Source organism: Cupriavidus sp. GW822-FHT02D05 (assembly GCF_058802485.1).
Genome location: NZ_JBXAOE010000019.1, coordinates 48,563 through 65,165 on the forward strand (window position 1 = coordinate 48,563; position 16,603 = coordinate 65,165).

A 16,603-nucleotide genomic window follows, 5' to 3' on the forward strand; every position below is an offset into this window, starting at 1 on the left:
GGGCCTGCTACCGGGATATTCGCACGGTCTGCCGCTCTCGTTCGCATGGGGGCGGTGCCATCCGGCTTTCGCCTGGGCGTTTTCTGGCTTCAGGCGAGCCGGCGGTCCGTCGTGATGAATTTCCGATGTCAAAGTGCCTGTCCATCGCGTCCTCACCGCGGGCAGTGTGCTGAACGGCGTGCCCCATGGAATTCAAAACAATTCAGACAAGGTGTGCGAATGAACCGCATTGCGAAACTTCTGGCTGTTGTGGCGCTGGCTCTGCCGGCAACTGCCATGACCGGTCTGGCATCTGCCGCAGAGCAGGCCGCCGCAAAGGCTGATCCGGCCAAGGGCGAAACCCTCTACACGCAAGGTGCTCCTGATCGCAATGTCCCGGCTTGCCTGAGCTGCCATGGCGCCAACGGCAACAGCGGCGGCGCCGCCAACCCGAAGCTGGCCGCCCAGCATCCGGAATACGTGCACAAGCAGCTCGACGACTTCAAAGCCAAGGCTCGCAACAACGCCATCATGTCGCCGTACGCGGCCGCCTTGTCCGAGCAGGAAATGAAGGACGTCGGCGCCTACCTGGCCAAGCAGACCCAGAAGCCTGCCACCGCCAAGAACAAGGACACCATCGAAGCCGGCCAGAAGATCTACCGCGGTGGCATCGCGGCCAAGGGCGTGCCGGCCTGCGCGGCTTGCCACGGCCCCACCGGCGCCGGCATTCCGGCCCAGTACCCGCGCATCGGCGGCCAATGGTCCGAGTACACTGAAGCGCAACTGGTTGCGTTCCGCCAGGGCACCCGCAAGAACAATCCCGTGATGACCACCATCGCCGCCAAGATGTCGGACGCCGAGATCAAGGCTGTGGCCGATTACGTCGCAGGGATTCGCTAAGTCGTTCCGCGCCGGGTAGCCGGAGCACTGCAGCGGGCCTCGTCACTCGCGAGGCACCACGCCCAGGTGCAACCAAGCAGCCCGGCAACAATCGAAGAGGGTGGCCTGCGCGAGCAAGTCCACCCTTTTTCATTTCAAGGCCGAGGGCCCCACTGCACATGTCCACCGCTTCCACGTCAGGACTGCACCTGAAGACTTCTCACCGCCTGCTACGCGACGCGGTTGAGCTGCTGTCCTCGATGCGTTTCGCTATCGCGCTGCTGACGGTGATTGCGATTGCCAGTGTGGTCGGCACCGTCCTCAAGCAGAACGAGCCCTATCCCAACTACGTGAACCAGTTCGGTCCTTTCTGGGCTGACCTGTTCCACGCGCTGTCGTTGCAAAAGGTTTACAGCTCCTGGTGGTTCCTGCTGATCCTGACCTTCCTGGTGATTTCCACCTCGCTGTGCCTGACCCGCAACGCGCCCAAGATGATCAAGGATATGCGCTCGTGGAAGGACCACGTGCGTGAGCGCAGCCTGCGGTCCTTCCACCATCATGCCGAGTTCGATTCGGGCCGCCCCCGCGCCGATGCGGTGACGCGCCTCACCGCGCTGCTGGCCAATCGCGGCTACCGCATCAAGAGCGTTGCGCATGAAGGCGCCACCTTGCTGGCCGCCAAGGCGGGCGCGGCCAACAAGCTCGGCTACATCCTCGCGCACACCGCTATCGTGGTGATCTGCGTCGGCGGCCTGCTCGATGGCGACATGCTGATCCGCGCGCAGATGTGGTTTGGCGGCAAGAGCCCGATCAGCGGCAACGCAGTGATCAACGACATCCCGCCTGAGCACCGTTTGTCGGTCAACAATCCGGGCTTTCGCGGCAACGCCTTCGTGCCGGAAGGCTCGACGGTGTCCACCGCTATCCTGAATATCTCGGACGGCGCGCTGGTGCAGGACCTGCCGTTCAATATCACGCTGAAGAAGTTCACCGTCGAACATTACTCGACCGGCATGCCCAAGCTGTTCGCCTCCGACGTGGTCATCACGGACCGCGCCACCGGCCGCAAGACCGAGGCCACCATCAAGGTCAACGAGCCGCTGGTGGTGGATGGCGTGGCCATCTACCAGTCCAGCTTCGAGGATGGTGGCTCCAAGCTGAAGTTCGTTGGCTACCCGATGCAGGGTATTGGCGACAAGACCTTTGCCTTTGCCGGCACCGTGGGCGCCAACGCGCCACTGACCGGCACGGGCAACGCGGCCGACGCCGAGGGGTTGACGGTCGAGTTTAGCGATTTCCGCCTGATGAATATCGAGAACGTCACCGATGCATCGGGCAAGCCGGACGCGCGTGGCGTTGCGCGCAAGTCGCTCAACGAGAAGCTCGAGTCTCACCTGGGCTCGGCGGTCAATCCTGACCGTGCGAAGGAGTTGCGCAACGTTGGCCCTTCGGTGCAGTACAAGTTGCGCGACCGCAACGGCCAGGCCCGCGAATTCAACAACTACATGGTGCCGGTGCAACTCGACGGCCAGTCGGTCTTCCTTGCCGGCATGCGGGATACGCCTAGCGAGCCGTTCCGCTACCTGCGCATCCCGGCTGACGAGCAAAACAGCGTGGCGGACTGGATGCGCCTGCGTGCCGCGCTCCAGGACCGCGCGATGCGCAGCGAAGCCGCGCGCCGCTTCGCACTTGCCTCGATGCCGGGCGATGGCCGCGAAGTTTTGCGCGGCCAGCTGGCCGAGAGCGCCCTGCGTGCGCTCGACCTGTTTGCAGGTGCCTCGCGCAGCAACCCGCAAGCCCCGCCGGGCGGCTTCACCGCGATTGCCGCCTTTCTGGAAAAGTCCGTGCCGCCGGCCGAGCAGCAGAAAGCCGCGGATGTGCTGCTGAAGATCCTCAATGGCTCGATGTGGGAACTCTGGCAGTTGGCGCGCGCGCAAGACAAGCTGCCGGTGGTGCCAAATAGTGCCCAGAGCGGCGCTTTCATGCAGCAAGCCATCAATGCGCTGTCCGACAGTTTCTTCTACACCGCGCCGGTTTTCCTGCAGCTCGACGACTTCACGGAAGTGAAGGCCAGCGTGTTCCAGATGACCCGTGCACCAGGGAAGAACATCGTGTATCTTGGCTGTCTGCTGTTGGTGCTGGGCGTGTTCTCGATGTTCTACATCCGCGAGCGCCGCGTCTGGCTCTGGGTGAAGGATCCCGCGGATCCCGCGGACCCCGCGGGAACCGCCGGCGGGCAGGGCGCCGCCAGCCATGTGCTGATGGCCATGTCCACGCAGCGCCGTACACTGGATTTCGAGAAAGAGTTTGTCGCGCTGCGCGACGATGTAGGCCGTGCCGCCGGCAGCATCGACACGGCCGGCGCCCGCAATTAAGCAGGAACCACTATGTCTTCGAATGTGAATCGGGCCCGGCCGGGCATGCACGAGAGTCCGGCGGGCGTTGCCGCGAGTGACGCCGAGCAGGCCTACCTGGAGCCGTCGTTCCTGCGCCGGCTGGGCTGGGTCGACTGGCTCTTTGCCTTGATGCTGGCAGTGGGCGCGGGCTTCGCGCTGGCGCGCTACGGCGAGTGGATGAATGTCTACGACAAGGGCGTGCTGATCGCCGCGGTGCCTACCTTCGCGCTGCTGGGATGGCACTGGAAGCCGGTGCGGCTGCTGATGGTGACGCTGACCGTGTTGTCGCTGTTCGCGATCCAGCTCTACCAGGGCCAGTTGCCGCGCGCCGAGCAGGCCTTCTTCCTCAAGTACTTCCTGTCGAGCCAGTCCGCCATCTTGTGGATGAGCGCCCTGGTGTTCCTGTCCACCCTGTTCTATTGGGGCGGCTTGCTGGCGCGCTCGGAGACCGGGCTGCAGATCGGCAGCAAGATGGTCTGGGCAGCGGTGGTGCTGGGCTTTACCGGCATGCTGGTGCGCTGGTACGAGTCCTACCTGATCGGCGCCGACATCGGCCACATCCCCATCTCCAATCTGTACGAAGTGTTCGTGCTGTTCACGCTGATCACCTCGTTGTTCCACCTGTATTACGAAGGCCGTTACAAGACCCGTGCGCTGGGGCCGTTCGTGATGCTGGTGGTATCGGCGGCGGTGGGTTTCCTGCTGTGGTATACGGTCAGCCGCGACGCGAGCGAAATCCAGCCGCTGGTGCCAGCGCTGCAGAGCTGGTGGATGAAGATCCACGTGCCGGCCAATTTCATCGGCTACGGCACCTTCGCCCTGGCCGCCATGGTGTCGGTGGCCTACCTGCTCAAGCAGCACGGCATTCTCGCCGAGCGTCTGCCCTCGCTCGAAGTGCTCGACGATGTGATGTACAAGTCGATCGCGGTGGGCTTTGCCTTCTTCACCATCGCCACCATCCTGGGCGCGCTGTGGGCGGCGGAGGCCTGGGGCGGCTACTGGAGCTGGGACCCCAAGGAAACCTGGGCGTTGATCGTCTGGTTGAACTACGCGGCCTGGCTGCATATGCGGCTGATGAAGGGCCTGCGCGGCACCATGGCGGCCTGGTGGGCGCTGGTGGGTTTGCTGGTCACGACCTTCGCCTTCCTGGGCGTCAACATGTTCCTTTCCGGCTTGCATAGCTACGGCGAACTCTGATCTGGGTATTGCGCCGCAACGAGAAAACCTGCCCATCGCCCCGATGCGGCAGGTTTTTTTTCGCCCGAATGGAATAAAGCCGTCACATCCGGTGTTTACTGAAGGGACGGCGCCGGCTGGCGGTGCCGCATCGCATGGAGATCGACATCATGGCCCTTTCCCGTCCCAACGCAGTAGTCGCTTCCCTCGCATCGTTGTCCCGTCCCGCCGTGCTCGCGCTCGCTTCCGCCGCGGTCCTGCTGTCCGCCTGTTCGGGCATGGGCAGCATGGGTGGCATGGGTGGCAGCGCCGGCAATATGCCGCCCACGGTGAAAGTTGCCGGTGGCACGTTGACCGATCCCCAGGGCCTGACGCTCTACACGTTCGATCGTGACACGGCCGGCAAGAGCGCTTGCAATGGCGGCTGCGCCACCAACTGGCCACCCCTGATGGCCGCGCCCGGCACCAGCGCCACGGGCGACTACAGCGTGATCACGCGCGACGATGGCGGCAAGCAATGGGCCTATCGCGGTAAGCCGCTCTACCGTTTCTCCAAGGATGCCAAGCCGGGCGACCGCGCGGGCGACAACTTCAACAACGCCTGGCACGCGGCAACGCCTTGATACGGGTGAGGGCGGCCTGACGGCATGGACGGCTTCGACCGCCAACTGGTGGCGCTGGCGCCGCGCTTGCGGCGCCACGCCCGGGGCCTGACCGGTGACGCGGCGTCCGCCGACGACCTGGTGCAGGACACGCTCGAGCGCGCGCTGCGCTACCGCTGGCGCTTTCGCCTGCGCGCGGGCGCCTGGTGGGGCGATGGCGCGGATGGACTGCTGTCTTGGCTGCTGACCATGATGCACCGGCTGCGTGTGAACGCGTACCGTCGCGCCGACCTGGTGACTTATACCGATACGCTGCCCGACGTACCCAGTGCTGCGCCTGAGCCCGGCCTGCGGCTGGACTTGGCGCGGGCGCTGGCCCGCTTGCCCGAGGCGCAGCGCGCGGTGATGCTGCTGGTCGGCCTGGAGCAGCTTAGCTACGCCGAGGCGGCGCAGGTGCTGGCGGTGCCGGTGGGCACCGTGATGTCGCGGCTGTCGCGGGCTCGGGAGCAGATGCGCATGCTGATGGACGGCGCGCCAGCCAAGGCGGCCGAGGCGAACCCGCAGGCCGCCGGCCGCGCGGCCGGACTGCAGCGAGTCAAATGATGTCCCCAGTCAACGAAGCCGATCTCCACGCCTATGCCGATGGCCAGCTCGATCCCGCCCGACGCGCCGAGGTGGAGGCGTACCTGGCCGCCCATCCCGAGGCCGGGGAGCGCGTGGGAGGCTGGCGGCGGCAGACGGAAGAATTGCACGCGGCATTCGACGGCGTGCTCAATGAATCCGTGCCGCTGGCGGCACTTCCATCAAGGCTGCGCGGCAGTCGCCGCGATGCGGCGCGGCGACCCAGTGGCTGGAGCATGGCGCTGGCCGGCAGCCTTGCCTCGCTGGCGGTAGGCGGCGCAATCGGGTGGATTGCGCACGATCGCGCGGACACGCTGGCGGCCGGGGCGCCGTCGGTGGAGCGCTTCGCGCGCGAAGCGCTGGCCAGCCATGTCGTCTATGCGCCGGAGGTGCGCCATCCGGTCGAGGTGGCGGCCACCGATGAAGCCCATCTTGTTGCCTGGCTGTCCAAGCGCCTGGGGGCACCGCTGCGGGTGCCGGACCTGCGCGCCCAGGGATTCCACCTGATCGGGGGCCGTCTCGGGGTGGCCGAGGGCGGCCCGTCGGCCATCCTGATGTACGAGGCCGACGACGGCACCCGGCTGTCGCTGCAACTGCGGCACATGGCGCGCGACACGCCCGATACGGGCTTCCGGCTGGAGCGCATGGGCCCGGGGCCAAGCGAGCGTCCCGCCGCTGCGGCGCGTACCATGGCCTTTTACTGGGTAGACCGGGATCTTGGCTTCGCGCTGGCCGGGCCGCTGGAACGTGCACCCTTGCTGGCACTGGCGGAGGCTGTTTACCGGCAGTATCAGGGCGGTTGAGCCTCACACATGCATTGCGCGGGGCACCCTGCATCCGTTTGCCGGCCACAATGCATACGAAGGCCGGGCGAGGCGACGACGACGGGCCTTAAAGAAAGATGTCAGGATTCCCTCGCTCCAACCGACTCAAGCGCAAGTCCAATCGTGCAGGCGGGCCCCGCCCGGGCCAGGCACGAACGGTGAACCGCATTTTGCATATGGCACGCAACGAGGAACAACGATGCTGATCCCCTCTCCGAAATGGCTACGCGGCGACGACATTGCCGCCAGCGAGATCACGCCCCGCGGTGTTTTCGACGCGCGGCGCCGCCTGCTGGCGCTGGCTGCCGCGGGCGCAACGGGGAGCACGCTGGCGCCATGGTTCGCACGTGATGCGCATGCCCAGGCGCCGCGCGGGCAGAGGCTGCCGGCCACGCCCAACAATGCCTACGTGGTGCCCGAGAAGCGCACGCCTTACGAGGATGTCACCACGTACAACAACTACTACGAATTCGGTACCGACAAAGCGGACCCGGCGCACAATGCCGGCACGCTGCGGACCCGGCCGTGGCAGGTCGCGGTCGAAGGCCTGGTGAAGAAGCCCAAGGTCTACGACATCGACGAACTCGTGCGCCTGATGCCGATGGAAGAGCGGGTCTACCGGCTGCGCTGCGTCGAGGGCTGGTCGATGGTGATTCCGTGGAGCGGCTACGCGCTGGCCGAGCTGGTCCGCCGCGTCGAGCCGCAGCCGGGCGCGAAGTACGTGGAGTTCGTCACGCTCAACGACAAGAAGCAGATGCCGGGCGTCAGCGCTCGCGTGCTGGACTGGCCCTACACCGAAGGCCTGCGCATGGATGAGGCGATGCACCCGCTGACCTTGCTGGCCTTTGGCCTGTACGGAGAGGTGCTGCCCAACCAGAACGGCGCGCCCGTGCGTGTGGTGGTGCCTTGGAAGTACGGCTTCAAGAGTGCCAAGTCCATCGTCAAGATCCGCTTCGTCGACAAGCAGCCCGCCACTAGCTGGAACCTGGCCGCGGCGCAGGAGTACGGTTTTTACTCCAACGTGAACCCGGACGTGGATCACCCGCGCTGGAGTCAGGCCACGGAGCGCCGCATCGGCGAGGACAAAGGCAGCGGCTTTGGCGCGCTGTTCGCGCCCAAGCGCAAGACGCTGCCATTCAACGGCTACGCGCAGCAGGTGGCATCGCTGTACCAGGGCATGGACCTGCGGAAGTTCTTCTGATGGCGCCACCGGATATGTCCCCATCGCGCCTGGCAGTGCGCCCGTCGCGGGCGGCCGGGCAGCGCGGGCTCGCGATGCTTGCGCCGGAACGCGTGCGCACGGTGAAGGTGGCGGTGTGGCTGCTTGCCGTGCTGCCTTTCTTGCGGCTGCTTTATCTCGGCTTTGCCGATCAGTTCGGCGCCAATCCGCTGGAGTTCGTCACGCGCTCGACCGGCACCTGGACGCTGGTCATGCTGTGCGTCACGCTGGCGGTGACGCCGCTGCGCCGGCTCACGGGTTGGAACTGGCTGATCCGGCTGCGCCGCATGCTCGGGCTCTTTGCCTTCTTCTACGCGCTGCAGCATTTCCTGTTGTGGCTTGCCGTGGACCGGGGCTTCGATGTGGCCTACATGATCAAGGACATCGCCAAGCGCCCCTTCATCACGGTGGGGTTTGCCGCCTTCGTGCTGATGGTGCCGCTGGCGGCCACCTCGGCCAATGCCATGGTCAAGTGGCTGGGTGGCAAGCGCTGGCAAGGGCTGCACCGGGCGGTGTACGCCATCGCCGTGCTGGCGATCCTGCACTACTGGTGGCATAAGGCAGGCAAGCACGACTTTGGCACGGTATCGATCTATGCCGCCGTGGTGTTCGGCTTGTTGGCGATGCGGGTCTGGTGGTGGTGGCGCAAGCCCGCAACGGGCCTCAACGCACAGCGGTAGAGCTCAAAGGTAGAGCGTGATTTCGCGCTCGGCAGGGCGGGGCGGCTGCCCAGCTTGGGGGAGCCATAGGGATTCAAGATGGCCCCGGACCAGGTCCAGCTCCGTCGAGCAGTGGCGCCGCCCCGGAAAGCGCCGCAGGTTGTCGGATTGCAGCGCCAGCATTGCTTGGTCCTGACACGCCACGCGCCTCAAGAGGGGCCATGCCAGCAACCGCACCGCCCATGCCGGCGCCCATCGCCCGGCCACGTGCAGGGTGGCAAATACGTGGGTTTGCGTCGTGCTTTCCGGTGTGAAATTCAGCGTGATCCAGAGCCGGCTGCCGTTGGCGTAGCGATAGTCGATCTGGGCCGTGCCCGCGCCGCTGAAATGCGCGCTCTCGCCGGTCCGTGGCGACTCGAACAAGCGATACAGCAGCCCGGACTGCATCGGCTGGTCGAGGTAGTCGACCGTGAACCCCCGTGGCGTATTCGACAAGCGGGCCCGCACCGGCGCGCGTTCGCCATCCTTGCGCACCAGCCCAGGATGCACCGTGTGCGTGTGCAACGGATCCAGGAAGTTCTCGATCGCGTCCAGCACATGGGCTTGCCAGCGGCTTTGCCACAGGAAGCGCCGGGAGCCGGCGGGCAGGGTGGCGACCGGCGCCGGCAGTGAGCGCGAGTCCTGCGCGGCTTGGCTGTCGGCCGCGGGCATCTCCGGGCCCGGCCGCAGCCAGACCAGCCCGTCATGCTCCAGGACCGGCAGGCGACGCACGCCAACCTGCGGCAGGCAGGCTTCGGGCGCCAATCCGGGCACCGCGCTGCAGCGCCCGTCCGCGCCGAAGGTCCAGCCGTGGTACGGGCAGCTCACGCCAAGCGGGCCGATGCGCCCATGCGACAGCGGCGCTTGCCGGTGCGGGCAGCGGTCCTCGCAGGCCAGGATCTCGCCGGAGGGCAGGCGTGCCAGCATCAGTGGGCGATCCAGCACCGTGACCGCCAGCGGGCGGGTATGCAGCGCACTGCTGCGCGCCACGGCGAACCATTGCGAGAAGACGGATTCTGGCCAGGGTGTGGATAACGTCATAGCTGGAACCGTTGCATGACAGGCACCCCGACGTGCGTGGCCAGCGAGCGCAGCAGCCCGATGCCGGCGCGCAGCGGCAGCGCCAGGTGCGCCGCATACACCGCGCTGTATTCGATTGCCGCCTGGCCGCCGCGCAGGCGCTTGAAGTGGCCCGCGCCAGCGCTCAGGTTGATGCCACAGCCGGTCTCGATGGCGCGCGCGAACACCGTTGCCATCAGCAGCCGGTACAGCCCCAGCGGGGCCGGCAGGGCCGTGTTGTAGCCGACCACCGGCGCGGTGATGATGCCGCCCTGCACGAACAGGCCCACCACGGCCTGCAGTTGCCCTTGCCTGTCGCGCCAGCCATGCAACTCCAGCAGCCCCGCCTCATGCCAGTGGCGCATGAAGGCGGCGGTGTAGTGCGGGTTGAGGCGGGAGTATTTGTCGAGGTACAGCAGCCCGTAGAGGGCGGCGATCCGCTCGTAGTCATCCTCCCGGCCGGCGGCTGCCCCGATGCTTTCGTTGCCGGCTCGTGCCAGCTCGGAGCGCTGCATCTCGCGCAGGTCGCGCTTGAGGTTGGCATGGCGTCCCTTGGCCAGGTCCGCGGCCTCGAAGCACCACACCTGGCGGCTCGGTACCAGGCTGAAACCCTCGGCCGCCAGTGCCGCCAGCCAGTCGGGGTGCTGGCGCGTATTGAGCGAGCGAAACCACAGCGCGTGGCGCGGCCAGCGGGCGCGGGCCTGGGCGATGGTGTGTTGCAGCGCGCTGGTGTCCAGCGCGGGATACAGGTTGGTCGACAGCAGCCAATTGTTGATGGCCACCGCGCGGTCGACGCCGGCAGCGCCCAGCCAGCGACCGTAGCCGCGGCACAGCAGGCGCAGCGGCAACGCCAGCGCGCCGTGCAGATGGCGGTCGATTTCCTCGCCCGCGTAGCGGCAATATGTGGTCAGCGGAGAGCAGACCCAGGCCGCGGTGGCATCGGCTTTGCCACTGTCAACCGTGACCGGCATGGCCCAATCGCCGGCACGGAGCAGGCCGACCTGGCTTTGCAGGTTGCGTACGAGTTGCGGGGTGGGCACCCGGGCATGCAGCGCCGACAGGCTTTGCGCGCAGCGATTGAATCGCGATGCTGCGCCGTTGTCGCCCGAGAGCATTGTCAAGGCGAGAGCTCCTCGCCATCCCATTCGATATCCCGCGTGGTGGCGGCCCGCAGGCTGCAGCGCCGGCTGAGGGCAAGCCGCCCGTAGGCGGCAAGATCGCGCATGGCGCCCAGCAGCGGCGCGCGGTCGCCGGGCCGGGTGATCACGTCGTCGGCGCCGGCAAAGGCCCGGCGCCATTCTCCCAGCCTGCCGCGCCTTGCCATGTCGTAGAGCCCGGCACTCGCCATGACCGCGGTGATCATGCGCGGGCGCTGCGCCGATGGCGTGATGCAGTCACGCACGGCCGCGTCCCCGGCCAGCGCCGCCGGCACGGCGTCGTCCAGGCCGAACAAATGCAGGCCGCTGGTAGCGCGCGGGTTGCATTCGAGCACGGTGGGGTGGGCCGGATCGGCCTCGATCCAGTCGAAGGCGATCTGCCCGGTGAAGCCGATCCTGGCCACCAGCGTTTCGACGCAACGCTGGATAGCGGCGGATTCATGGTGCGCAAAGTAGAAGCTGGCGCTTTGGCTGAGCCGGTGGGCGGGGCGGTAGGCAGCGTGCGCGAGCAGCCGGCCTTGATGCGCGATGCTGTAGGAGCAGATTTCCGGCCCAGCCACAAAGTGCTGGGCCACCCAGCGGCCGTGTGCGGGCAGCGGCGGCGCAGCGGTGGGTACGCCTTGCGGGTACAGCCGCAGGTGTGCGCCGAAGCGGGAATACTCGGGTTTGAGCACCAGCGGCGTGGCGCCGGCCCAGGCGCGTGCCTGGCCGAGGCAGTCCACCAGCGCGCTGTCGGCGACGCGAAATCCGCACTCACGCGCCAGCGCCAGGAACTGCCACTTGCTGTGCAGGCCGCGCAGCTTGTCGAAGTCGTCGACGGCCACGGTGAGTGTTGCCGGCAGCTTGGCGCGGTGGCGGGAGAGAAAGAAGACTTCTTCGCAGGTTGGCACCACCAGGTCGATGCGATGCTGGTGCACGGCCTGGCGCAGGTCCTCGAAAAAACGGGCCGGCTCGGTCCGCGGCGGCGCGAGCCGCACGGTGGCGCAGACGGCGCGCGATGCGCCGGCCGTATGGCAGGGGATGCTGTCCGCCACCACCGAGCGCCACCCCTGGCAGGCAAAGCGGCGCGCGTGATCGAGCGCCACGGGCGCGCGCCCGCCCAGGATCAGGACGCTGGGGGCCATTGGGGGGGGGCGAGTGGTGGCGCAGAGGGCGGGAGCTTAGCCTTGCAGCAGGCGTTCGTCGCGGAACAGGTCGGCCACGTGCTCGCGGCCGCGCACCAGGTGCACGTCGTCGCCGTCGACCATGACTTCGGCCGCGCGCGGGCGGGTATTGTAGTTGGAGCTCATGACAAAGCCATAGGCACCGGCCGACATCACGGCCAGCAGGTCGCCCGGCTGCACCGCCAGGGCGCGGTCGCGGCCGAGCCAGTCGCCGGATTCGCACACCGGGCCGACCACGTCGTAGGTCAGGGCGGTGGCCTGCGCAGCCTCGCGCAGCTGCACGGGCTCGATGCGGTGGTAGGCCTCGTACATGGCAGGGCGGGCCAGGTCGTTCATGGCCGCGTCGACGATGCAGAAGTTCTTGGCTGCGCCCGGCTTGAGGAACTCGACCTGGGTCAGCAGCACGCCGGCGTTGCCCACCAGCGAGCGGCCCGGCTCGAACAGCACCTCGCGATGGCCATGGCCGCGCTCGGCCACGCGGTCCAGCAGCGTGCGGGCAAAGCCGGTGATGTCCGGCGGGGTTTCGTCGTCGTAAGTGATGCCGAGCCCACCACCTACGTCGATGTGTTCAAGGTTGATGCCTTCGCGTTCCAGCGCTTCCACCACGTCCAGCACCTTGTCCAGTGCTTCCAGGTAAGGGGCGACCTCGGTGATCTGCGAGCCGATATGGCAGTCGATGCCCGCGATATCCAGGTGCGGCAGCGCGGCGGCGGCGCGGTAGGTCGGCAGCACGTCCTCGAAGGCGACGCCGAACTTGTTGCCCTTCAGGCCAGTGGAGATATACGGGTGGGTCTTGGCGTCCACATCCGGGTTGATGCGCAGCGACACGCGCGCGCGCTTGCCCAGGCGGCCGGCCACGGCATTGAGGCGGTCCAGCTCGGGGATTGACTCCACGTTGAACGACAGCACATCGTGCTGGAGCGCCAGTTCCATCTCGGCGGTGGTCTTGCCCACGCCCGAGAACACTACCTTGCGCGGATCTGCGCCCACCGCCAGCACGCGCTGCAGCTCGCCGCCCGACACGATGTCGAAGCCCGCGCCGAGCCTGGCAAAGACCTGCAGGATCGCCAGGTTCGAATTGGCCTTCATGGCGTACTGCACGCGCGCGCGGCGCCCCTGGCACGCAGCGGCGTAGGCCTGGTAGGCGGCGGTCAGCGCGGCGCGCGAGTAGACGTAGGTAGGGGTGCCGTATTCGGCGGCAATACGCGCGAGCGGCACGTGCTCGACGCTCAGGGCGCCGTCGTGGCGATGGAAGAAGGCGGTCATGGTTATTTGGCGGTGGGAGTGGCGGCCGGCACTGCGTCCGGAGCCGTGGCGGGTGCCGCTGTGGCGGCGGAGCCCTTGGGGGCCGCCGGATTCGGCACGGCCGGGTTGCCCAGGCCTGGATCCGGTACGCCCGGCTGCGCCGGTGCGGGAGGCTGCTTGGGCATCGTCAGCGGGCCGCGGATGCCACATCCCGACAGCAGGGGCATCGCAAGGCTGGCGGCAAACGCCGATACAATCGCAACACGACGCAACATCGGGTCGTCCTTAAAATGTCGTTCAGGGTCGTCCCCGATCGTCCCGGAGTGTCCCTCAAGCGGAGCGCGGCGGGACCACCGGAAATACGAAGTACTTTTCAATACGCTGCCGGCTACGGCGCTACATCGCTATAGCGGCGCTGGCCGGCGGTCTTGGAGTTTAGCATGCCCCCCATGAGTGAAAGTGAGTTCCTGGCGCTGGCCCAGCAAGAGCTGGACCGGCTGGAAAGCGCGGTGGAAACCGCCGCCGACGCGGCCGACGCCGACATCGAAATCAACCGTGCCGGCAATCTCATGGAGCTCGAATTCGAAGACGGCTCCAAGATCATCGTCAACAGCCAGGCGCCCATGCAGGAACTGTGGGTGGCCGCGCGCTCGGGCGGTTTCCATTTTCGCCATGATGGCCAGCGCTGGGTCGATACGCGCGGCGGCGGTGAGCTGTATGCGGCGCTATCGGGCTACGTGAGCCAGCAGGCGGGGGTGACGCTGAAACTGGCCTGAGCGCTCTCGCCCAGGCACGAAAAAGCCGGCGCGAAGCCGGCTTTTTCATTGGCGGGAAGCTGTCCCGGCGGGGCCCCTCAGCCGCCGCCGAACATTTCCAGGATGCGCTTCTTCTCTGCCTCGACGTCGGCGGGCGATTGCGTGCTTTCGTCCGGCTTGCCAGGCCACGGATCGCCCAGGCCAACCGAAGCCACGCCGGCGCCGCCCGCGTTTTCCTCGAAGGTCCAGTCGCCGCCCACCATGACCACGCCTTCCGGAGCCTGGCGTTCGGGGAGCTCTGGTACGCCCTTGAGCATCTTGCCCATGTAGCCCACCCAGATCGGCAGCGCGAGGCCACCGCCGGTCTCACGCACACCCAGGCTCTTGGGCTGGTCGTAGCCCATCCAGGCGATGGCCACCAGCTTGGGCGTGTAGCCGGCGAACCAGGCGTCGACGGCGTCGTTGGTGGTGCCGGTCTTGCCGGCCAGGTCGTTGCGGCCCAGGCGTTGCTTGGCGCTGTTGGCCGTGCCGCTGCGCACTACCTCACGCAGCATGGTGTCGGCGATAAAGGCGGTGCGGGCATCCAGCACGCGTACCGCATCCGCGCCGGCGCGCTGGGGCTTGGTTTCGGAGATCACGTTGCCGCGCGCATCGACCACCTTCTGAATCAGGTAGGGATTGACGCGGTAGCCGCCGTTGGCAAAGACCGAGTAGGCGCCAGCCATCTGCAGCGGCGTGACGCTGCCAGCGCCCAGCGCCATCGGCAGGTAAGCCGGGTGCTTGTCGGCGTCAAAGCCAAAGCGCGTGATGTAGTCCTGGGCGTACTGGGTGCCGATGGCGCGCAGGATGCGCACCGACACCAGGTTCTTGGACTTGGCCAGCGCGCGGCGCATGGTCATCGGGCCTTCGAACTTGCCGTCGTAGTTCTTCGGCTCCCAGACCTGGCCACCGTTATCGCTGATCGACAGCGGCGCGTCATTGATCACCGTGGCAGGGGAGAATCCCTTTTCCAGTGCCGCGGAGTAGATGAACGGCTTGAAGCTGGAGCCGGGCTGGCGCCAGGCCTGCGTCACGTGGTTGAACTTGTTGCGGTTGAAATCGAAACCGCCAACCATCGAGCGGATCTCGCCGTCTTCCGGATTGAGCGAGATAAATGCGGCGGATACTTCCGGCAACTGCGTGACCGTCCACGCGCCTTTCTCGTCCTGTGTCACGCGAATGATCGCGCCCGGCCGGATCTTGGCCTTGGGTTGCGCATTGGCCGCCAGCGACGGCGCGATGAAGCGCAGCGCCTGGCCTTCGATGGTGGCGACTTCGCCGGACAGCAGCGTGGCGGTGACCTGCTTGGCCGTCACGCTGGTGACCACGGCCGAGCGCAGGTCGTCGCTGCCCGGGTGCTCCAGCAGTGCGTCGTCGATGGCCTGCTCGCGCTCGTCCGCGCCGGCGGGCAGGTCGATAAAGGCCTCGGGGCCGCGGTAGCCGTGGCGGCGCTCGTAATTCATGATGCCAGAGCGCACCGCCTCATAGGCGGCGTCCTGGTCGGGCTTGTTCAGCGTGGTGTAGACGGTCAGGCCGCGGGTGTAGGTTTCCTCGCGGTATTGCGCGTACATCAACTGGCGCACGATCTCGGCCACGTACTCGGCGTGGGTGGAGAACTCATTGCCCTCGCCGCGCACCTTCAGTTCCTCGTGGATGGCCTGGTCGTATTGCTCGGGCGTGAGGTAGCGCAGGTCGCGCATGCGCTGCAGGATGTACTCTTGGCGCACCTTGGCGCGCTTGGGGTTGACCACCGGGTTGTAGGCCGACGGCGCTTTGGGCAGGCCGGCCAGCATGGCGGCCTCGGCCGGCGTCACGTCCTTGATCGACTTGCCGAAATACACCCGGGCCGCGCTGGCAAAGCCATAGGCGCGCTGCCCCAGGTAGATCTGGTTCATGTACAGCTCGAGGATCTGGTCCTTGGACAGGTTGGCCTCGATCTTGTACGCCAGCAGCATTTCATACAGCTTGCGGGTGTACGTCTTTTCGCTGGAGAGGAAGAAGTTGCGCGCCACCTGCATGGTGATGGTGGAGGCGCCCTGCGACAGGCCGCCGCGCAGGTTGGCCAGCCCAGCGCGCAGCACGCCGACGAAGTCGACGCCGCCGTGTTCGTAGAAGCGATCGTCCTCGATGGCCAGCACGGCCTTCTTCATCACGTCCGGTATTTCCGTAATCGGCACGAAATTGCGCCGTTCCTCGCCGAATTCACCAATGAGCACGTTGTCGGCCGTGTAGATCCGCAATGGGATCTTCGGGCGGTAATCCGTGATGGTGTCGAGCGATGGCAGGTTGGGCGCGGCCACCAGCAGCGCGTATCCCACCAGCAGTGCCACCGCCACGATCCCGGCCACCAGCAGGCCCAGGGCCCAAAAGGTTAGCCGCATCCAGATCGGACGTCGGGCAGGTAGGGACGGCTTCTGTTGTGCTGTGGCCATAAGGGAAATACCTAGTTAGAGGTGCCGGGATTATATCTCCCGGGATACTCCGCTCCCGGCGCGTTGTGGCGCGCAAGCCGCTATCGCGCTGTTACAAGATGTAATGAGATTGAGATCTGCATGAAACGAAAAGATGGGCGAAGTGGGTAGGGCGAGGGGCACCGTGGGATTTTGGCAACGCTTTGTGAGGGGTGTTGATGAAAAGCAATCGTGGTCAAACCGGCACATTGCCAGCGCCCCGTTTTTTGGTGAGAATCCACCAACTAAAAGAGCAAAACGTTTCATCCAAGAAACAATACAGACTCGCCAAATTAGAGCAACCAAGCCAAGGCGAGTTCAACGGTCAGGGGGTCACCTTG

The 16,603-nt window shown here is 66.6% G+C and carries 15 protein-coding genes; 9 read left to right on the plus strand and 6 right to left on the minus strand.

Annotated elements, in window-relative coordinates; genetic code table 11:
- Positions 1–219 precede the first annotated feature (219 nt).
- From AC1RQK_RS24370 to msrQ, 8 genes are all read left to right on the plus strand, one after another.
- Positions 220–879: a c-type cytochrome gene (locus tag AC1RQK_RS24370; protein WP_492373440.1), complete on the plus strand. Its 660-nt coding sequence runs from the start codon at positions 220–222 to the stop codon at positions 877–879.
- Between the two features lie 158 nt (positions 880–1,037).
- Positions 1,038–3,233 carry a cytochrome c biogenesis protein ResB gene (locus AC1RQK_RS24375; protein WP_492373441.1) on the plus strand — a complete coding sequence of 732 codons (2,196 nt, stop codon included), beginning with the start codon at positions 1,038–1,040 and terminating at the stop codon, positions 3,231–3,233.
- A 45-nt stretch (positions 3,234–3,278) separates the two neighbouring features.
- On the plus strand, positions 3,279–4,451 hold the full coding sequence (ccsB, locus tag AC1RQK_RS24380; protein WP_416050398.1) for a c-type cytochrome biogenesis protein CcsB: 1,173 nt from the start codon (positions 3,279–3,281) through the stop codon (positions 4,449–4,451).
- Between the two features lie 149 nt (positions 4,452–4,600).
- Positions 4,601–5,053 (plus strand): COG4315 family predicted lipoprotein, encoded by a 453-nt coding sequence (locus AC1RQK_RS24385; protein WP_492811582.1) that lies wholly within the window; start codon positions 4,601–4,603, stop codon positions 5,051–5,053.
- Between the two features lie 24 nt (positions 5,054–5,077).
- A complete protein-coding gene (locus AC1RQK_RS24390) occupies positions 5,078–5,635 on the plus strand; it encodes an RNA polymerase sigma factor (protein ID WP_253931130.1) in 558 nt (185 codons plus the stop codon).
- Positions 5,632–6,456, plus strand: a complete 825-nt coding sequence (locus tag AC1RQK_RS24395) for an anti-sigma factor family protein (protein WP_492387274.1) — start codon at positions 5,632–5,634, stop codon at positions 6,454–6,456. The genes AC1RQK_RS24390 and AC1RQK_RS24395 overlap by 4 nt, the downstream gene beginning before the upstream one ends.
- Before the next feature lie 220 nt (positions 6,457–6,676).
- On the plus strand, positions 6,677–7,678 hold the full coding sequence (gene msrP / locus AC1RQK_RS24400; RefSeq protein ID WP_492373443.1) for a protein-methionine-sulfoxide reductase catalytic subunit MsrP: 1,002 nt from the start codon (positions 6,677–6,679) through the stop codon (positions 7,676–7,678).
- A 14-nt stretch (positions 7,679–7,692) separates the two neighbouring features.
- Positions 7,693–8,376 (plus strand): protein-methionine-sulfoxide reductase heme-binding subunit MsrQ, encoded by a 684-nt coding sequence (gene msrQ / locus AC1RQK_RS24405; protein ID WP_492811584.1) that lies wholly within the window; start codon positions 7,693–7,695, stop codon positions 8,374–8,376.
- Between the two features lie 3 nt (positions 8,377–8,379).
- On the opposite strand, the gene AC1RQK_RS24410 is transcribed toward msrQ, so the two are convergent.
- The 5 genes from AC1RQK_RS24410 to lptM are packed head-to-tail and all read right to left on the minus strand — an operon-like array spanning position 8,380 to position 13,293.
- Positions 8,380–9,435, minus strand: a complete 1,056-nt coding sequence (locus AC1RQK_RS24410) for a Rieske 2Fe-2S domain-containing protein (RefSeq protein WP_492811586.1) — start codon at positions 9,433–9,435, stop codon at positions 8,380–8,382.
- A complete protein-coding gene (locus tag AC1RQK_RS24415; RefSeq protein ID WP_492373446.1) occupies positions 9,432–10,574 on the minus strand; it encodes a GNAT family protein in 1,143 nt (380 codons plus the stop codon). The genes AC1RQK_RS24410 and AC1RQK_RS24415 overlap by 4 nt, the downstream gene beginning before the upstream one ends.
- On the minus strand, positions 10,571–11,734 hold the full coding sequence (locus tag AC1RQK_RS24420; protein WP_492811589.1) for an ATP-grasp domain-containing protein: 1,164 nt from the start codon (positions 11,732–11,734) through the stop codon (positions 10,571–10,573). The genes AC1RQK_RS24415 and AC1RQK_RS24420 overlap by 4 nt, the downstream gene beginning before the upstream one ends.
- 36 nt (positions 11,735–11,770) lie before the next feature.
- On the minus strand, positions 11,771–13,039 hold the full coding sequence (gene lysA, locus AC1RQK_RS24425; RefSeq protein WP_492373448.1) for a diaminopimelate decarboxylase: 1,269 nt from the start codon (positions 13,037–13,039) through the stop codon (positions 11,771–11,773).
- Between the two features lie 2 nt (positions 13,040–13,041).
- Positions 13,042–13,293: an LPS translocon maturation chaperone LptM gene (lptM, locus tag AC1RQK_RS24430; protein ID WP_492373449.1), complete on the minus strand. Its 252-nt coding sequence runs from the start codon at positions 13,291–13,293 to the stop codon at positions 13,042–13,044.
- Between the two features lie 165 nt (positions 13,294–13,458).
- Between lptM and cyaY the strand changes: the two genes are divergently transcribed.
- A complete protein-coding gene (gene cyaY, locus AC1RQK_RS24435) occupies positions 13,459–13,794 on the plus strand; it encodes an iron donor protein CyaY (protein WP_043350301.1) in 336 nt (111 codons plus the stop codon).
- Between the two features lie 77 nt (positions 13,795–13,871).
- Here cyaY and AC1RQK_RS24440 read toward each other — a convergent pair whose 3' ends face one another.
- Positions 13,872–16,244, minus strand: a complete 2,373-nt coding sequence (locus AC1RQK_RS24440) for a penicillin-binding protein 1A (RefSeq protein WP_492373450.1) — start codon at positions 16,242–16,244, stop codon at positions 13,872–13,874.
- Positions 16,245–16,603: the final 359 nt, after the last annotated feature.

Coding starts and splice junctions, on each gene's coding strand:
- AC1RQK_RS24440 (WP_492373450.1), bottom strand. CDS start 16,244: ATGGCCACAGCACAACAGAAGCCGTCCCTACCTGCCCGACGTCCGATC.
- AC1RQK_RS24395 (WP_492387274.1), top strand. CDS start 5,632: ATGATGTCCCCAGTCAACGAAGCCGATCTCCACGCCTATGCCGATGGC.
- AC1RQK_RS24385 (WP_492811582.1), top strand. CDS start 4,601: ATGGCCCTTTCCCGTCCCAACGCAGTAGTCGCTTCCCTCGCATCGTTG.
- AC1RQK_RS24390 (WP_253931130.1), top strand. CDS start 5,078: ATGGACGGCTTCGACCGCCAACTGGTGGCGCTGGCGCCGCGCTTGCGG.
- msrP (WP_492373443.1), top strand. CDS start 6,677: ATGCTGATCCCCTCTCCGAAATGGCTACGCGGCGACGACATTGCCGCC.
- AC1RQK_RS24410 (WP_492811586.1), bottom strand. CDS start 9,435: ATGACGTTATCCACACCCTGGCCAGAATCCGTCTTCTCGCAATGGTTC.
- ccsB (WP_416050398.1), top strand. CDS start 3,279: ATGCACGAGAGTCCGGCGGGCGTTGCCGCGAGTGACGCCGAGCAGGCC.
- AC1RQK_RS24420 (WP_492811589.1), bottom strand. CDS start 11,734: ATGGCCCCCAGCGTCCTGATCCTGGGCGGGCGCGCGCCCGTGGCGCTC.
- cyaY (WP_043350301.1), top strand. CDS start 13,459: ATGCCCCCCATGAGTGAAAGTGAGTTCCTGGCGCTGGCCCAGCAAGAG.
- lysA (WP_492373448.1), bottom strand. CDS start 13,039: ATGACCGCCTTCTTCCATCGCCACGACGGCGCCCTGAGCGTCGAGCAC.
- lptM (WP_492373449.1), bottom strand. CDS start 13,293: ATGTTGCGTCGTGTTGCGATTGTATCGGCGTTTGCCGCCAGCCTTGCG.
- AC1RQK_RS24370 (WP_492373440.1), top strand. CDS start 220: ATGAACCGCATTGCGAAACTTCTGGCTGTTGTGGCGCTGGCTCTGCCG.
- msrQ (WP_492811584.1), top strand. CDS start 7,693: ATGTCCCCATCGCGCCTGGCAGTGCGCCCGTCGCGGGCGGCCGGGCAG.
- AC1RQK_RS24375 (WP_492373441.1), top strand. CDS start 1,038: ATGTCCACCGCTTCCACGTCAGGACTGCACCTGAAGACTTCTCACCGC.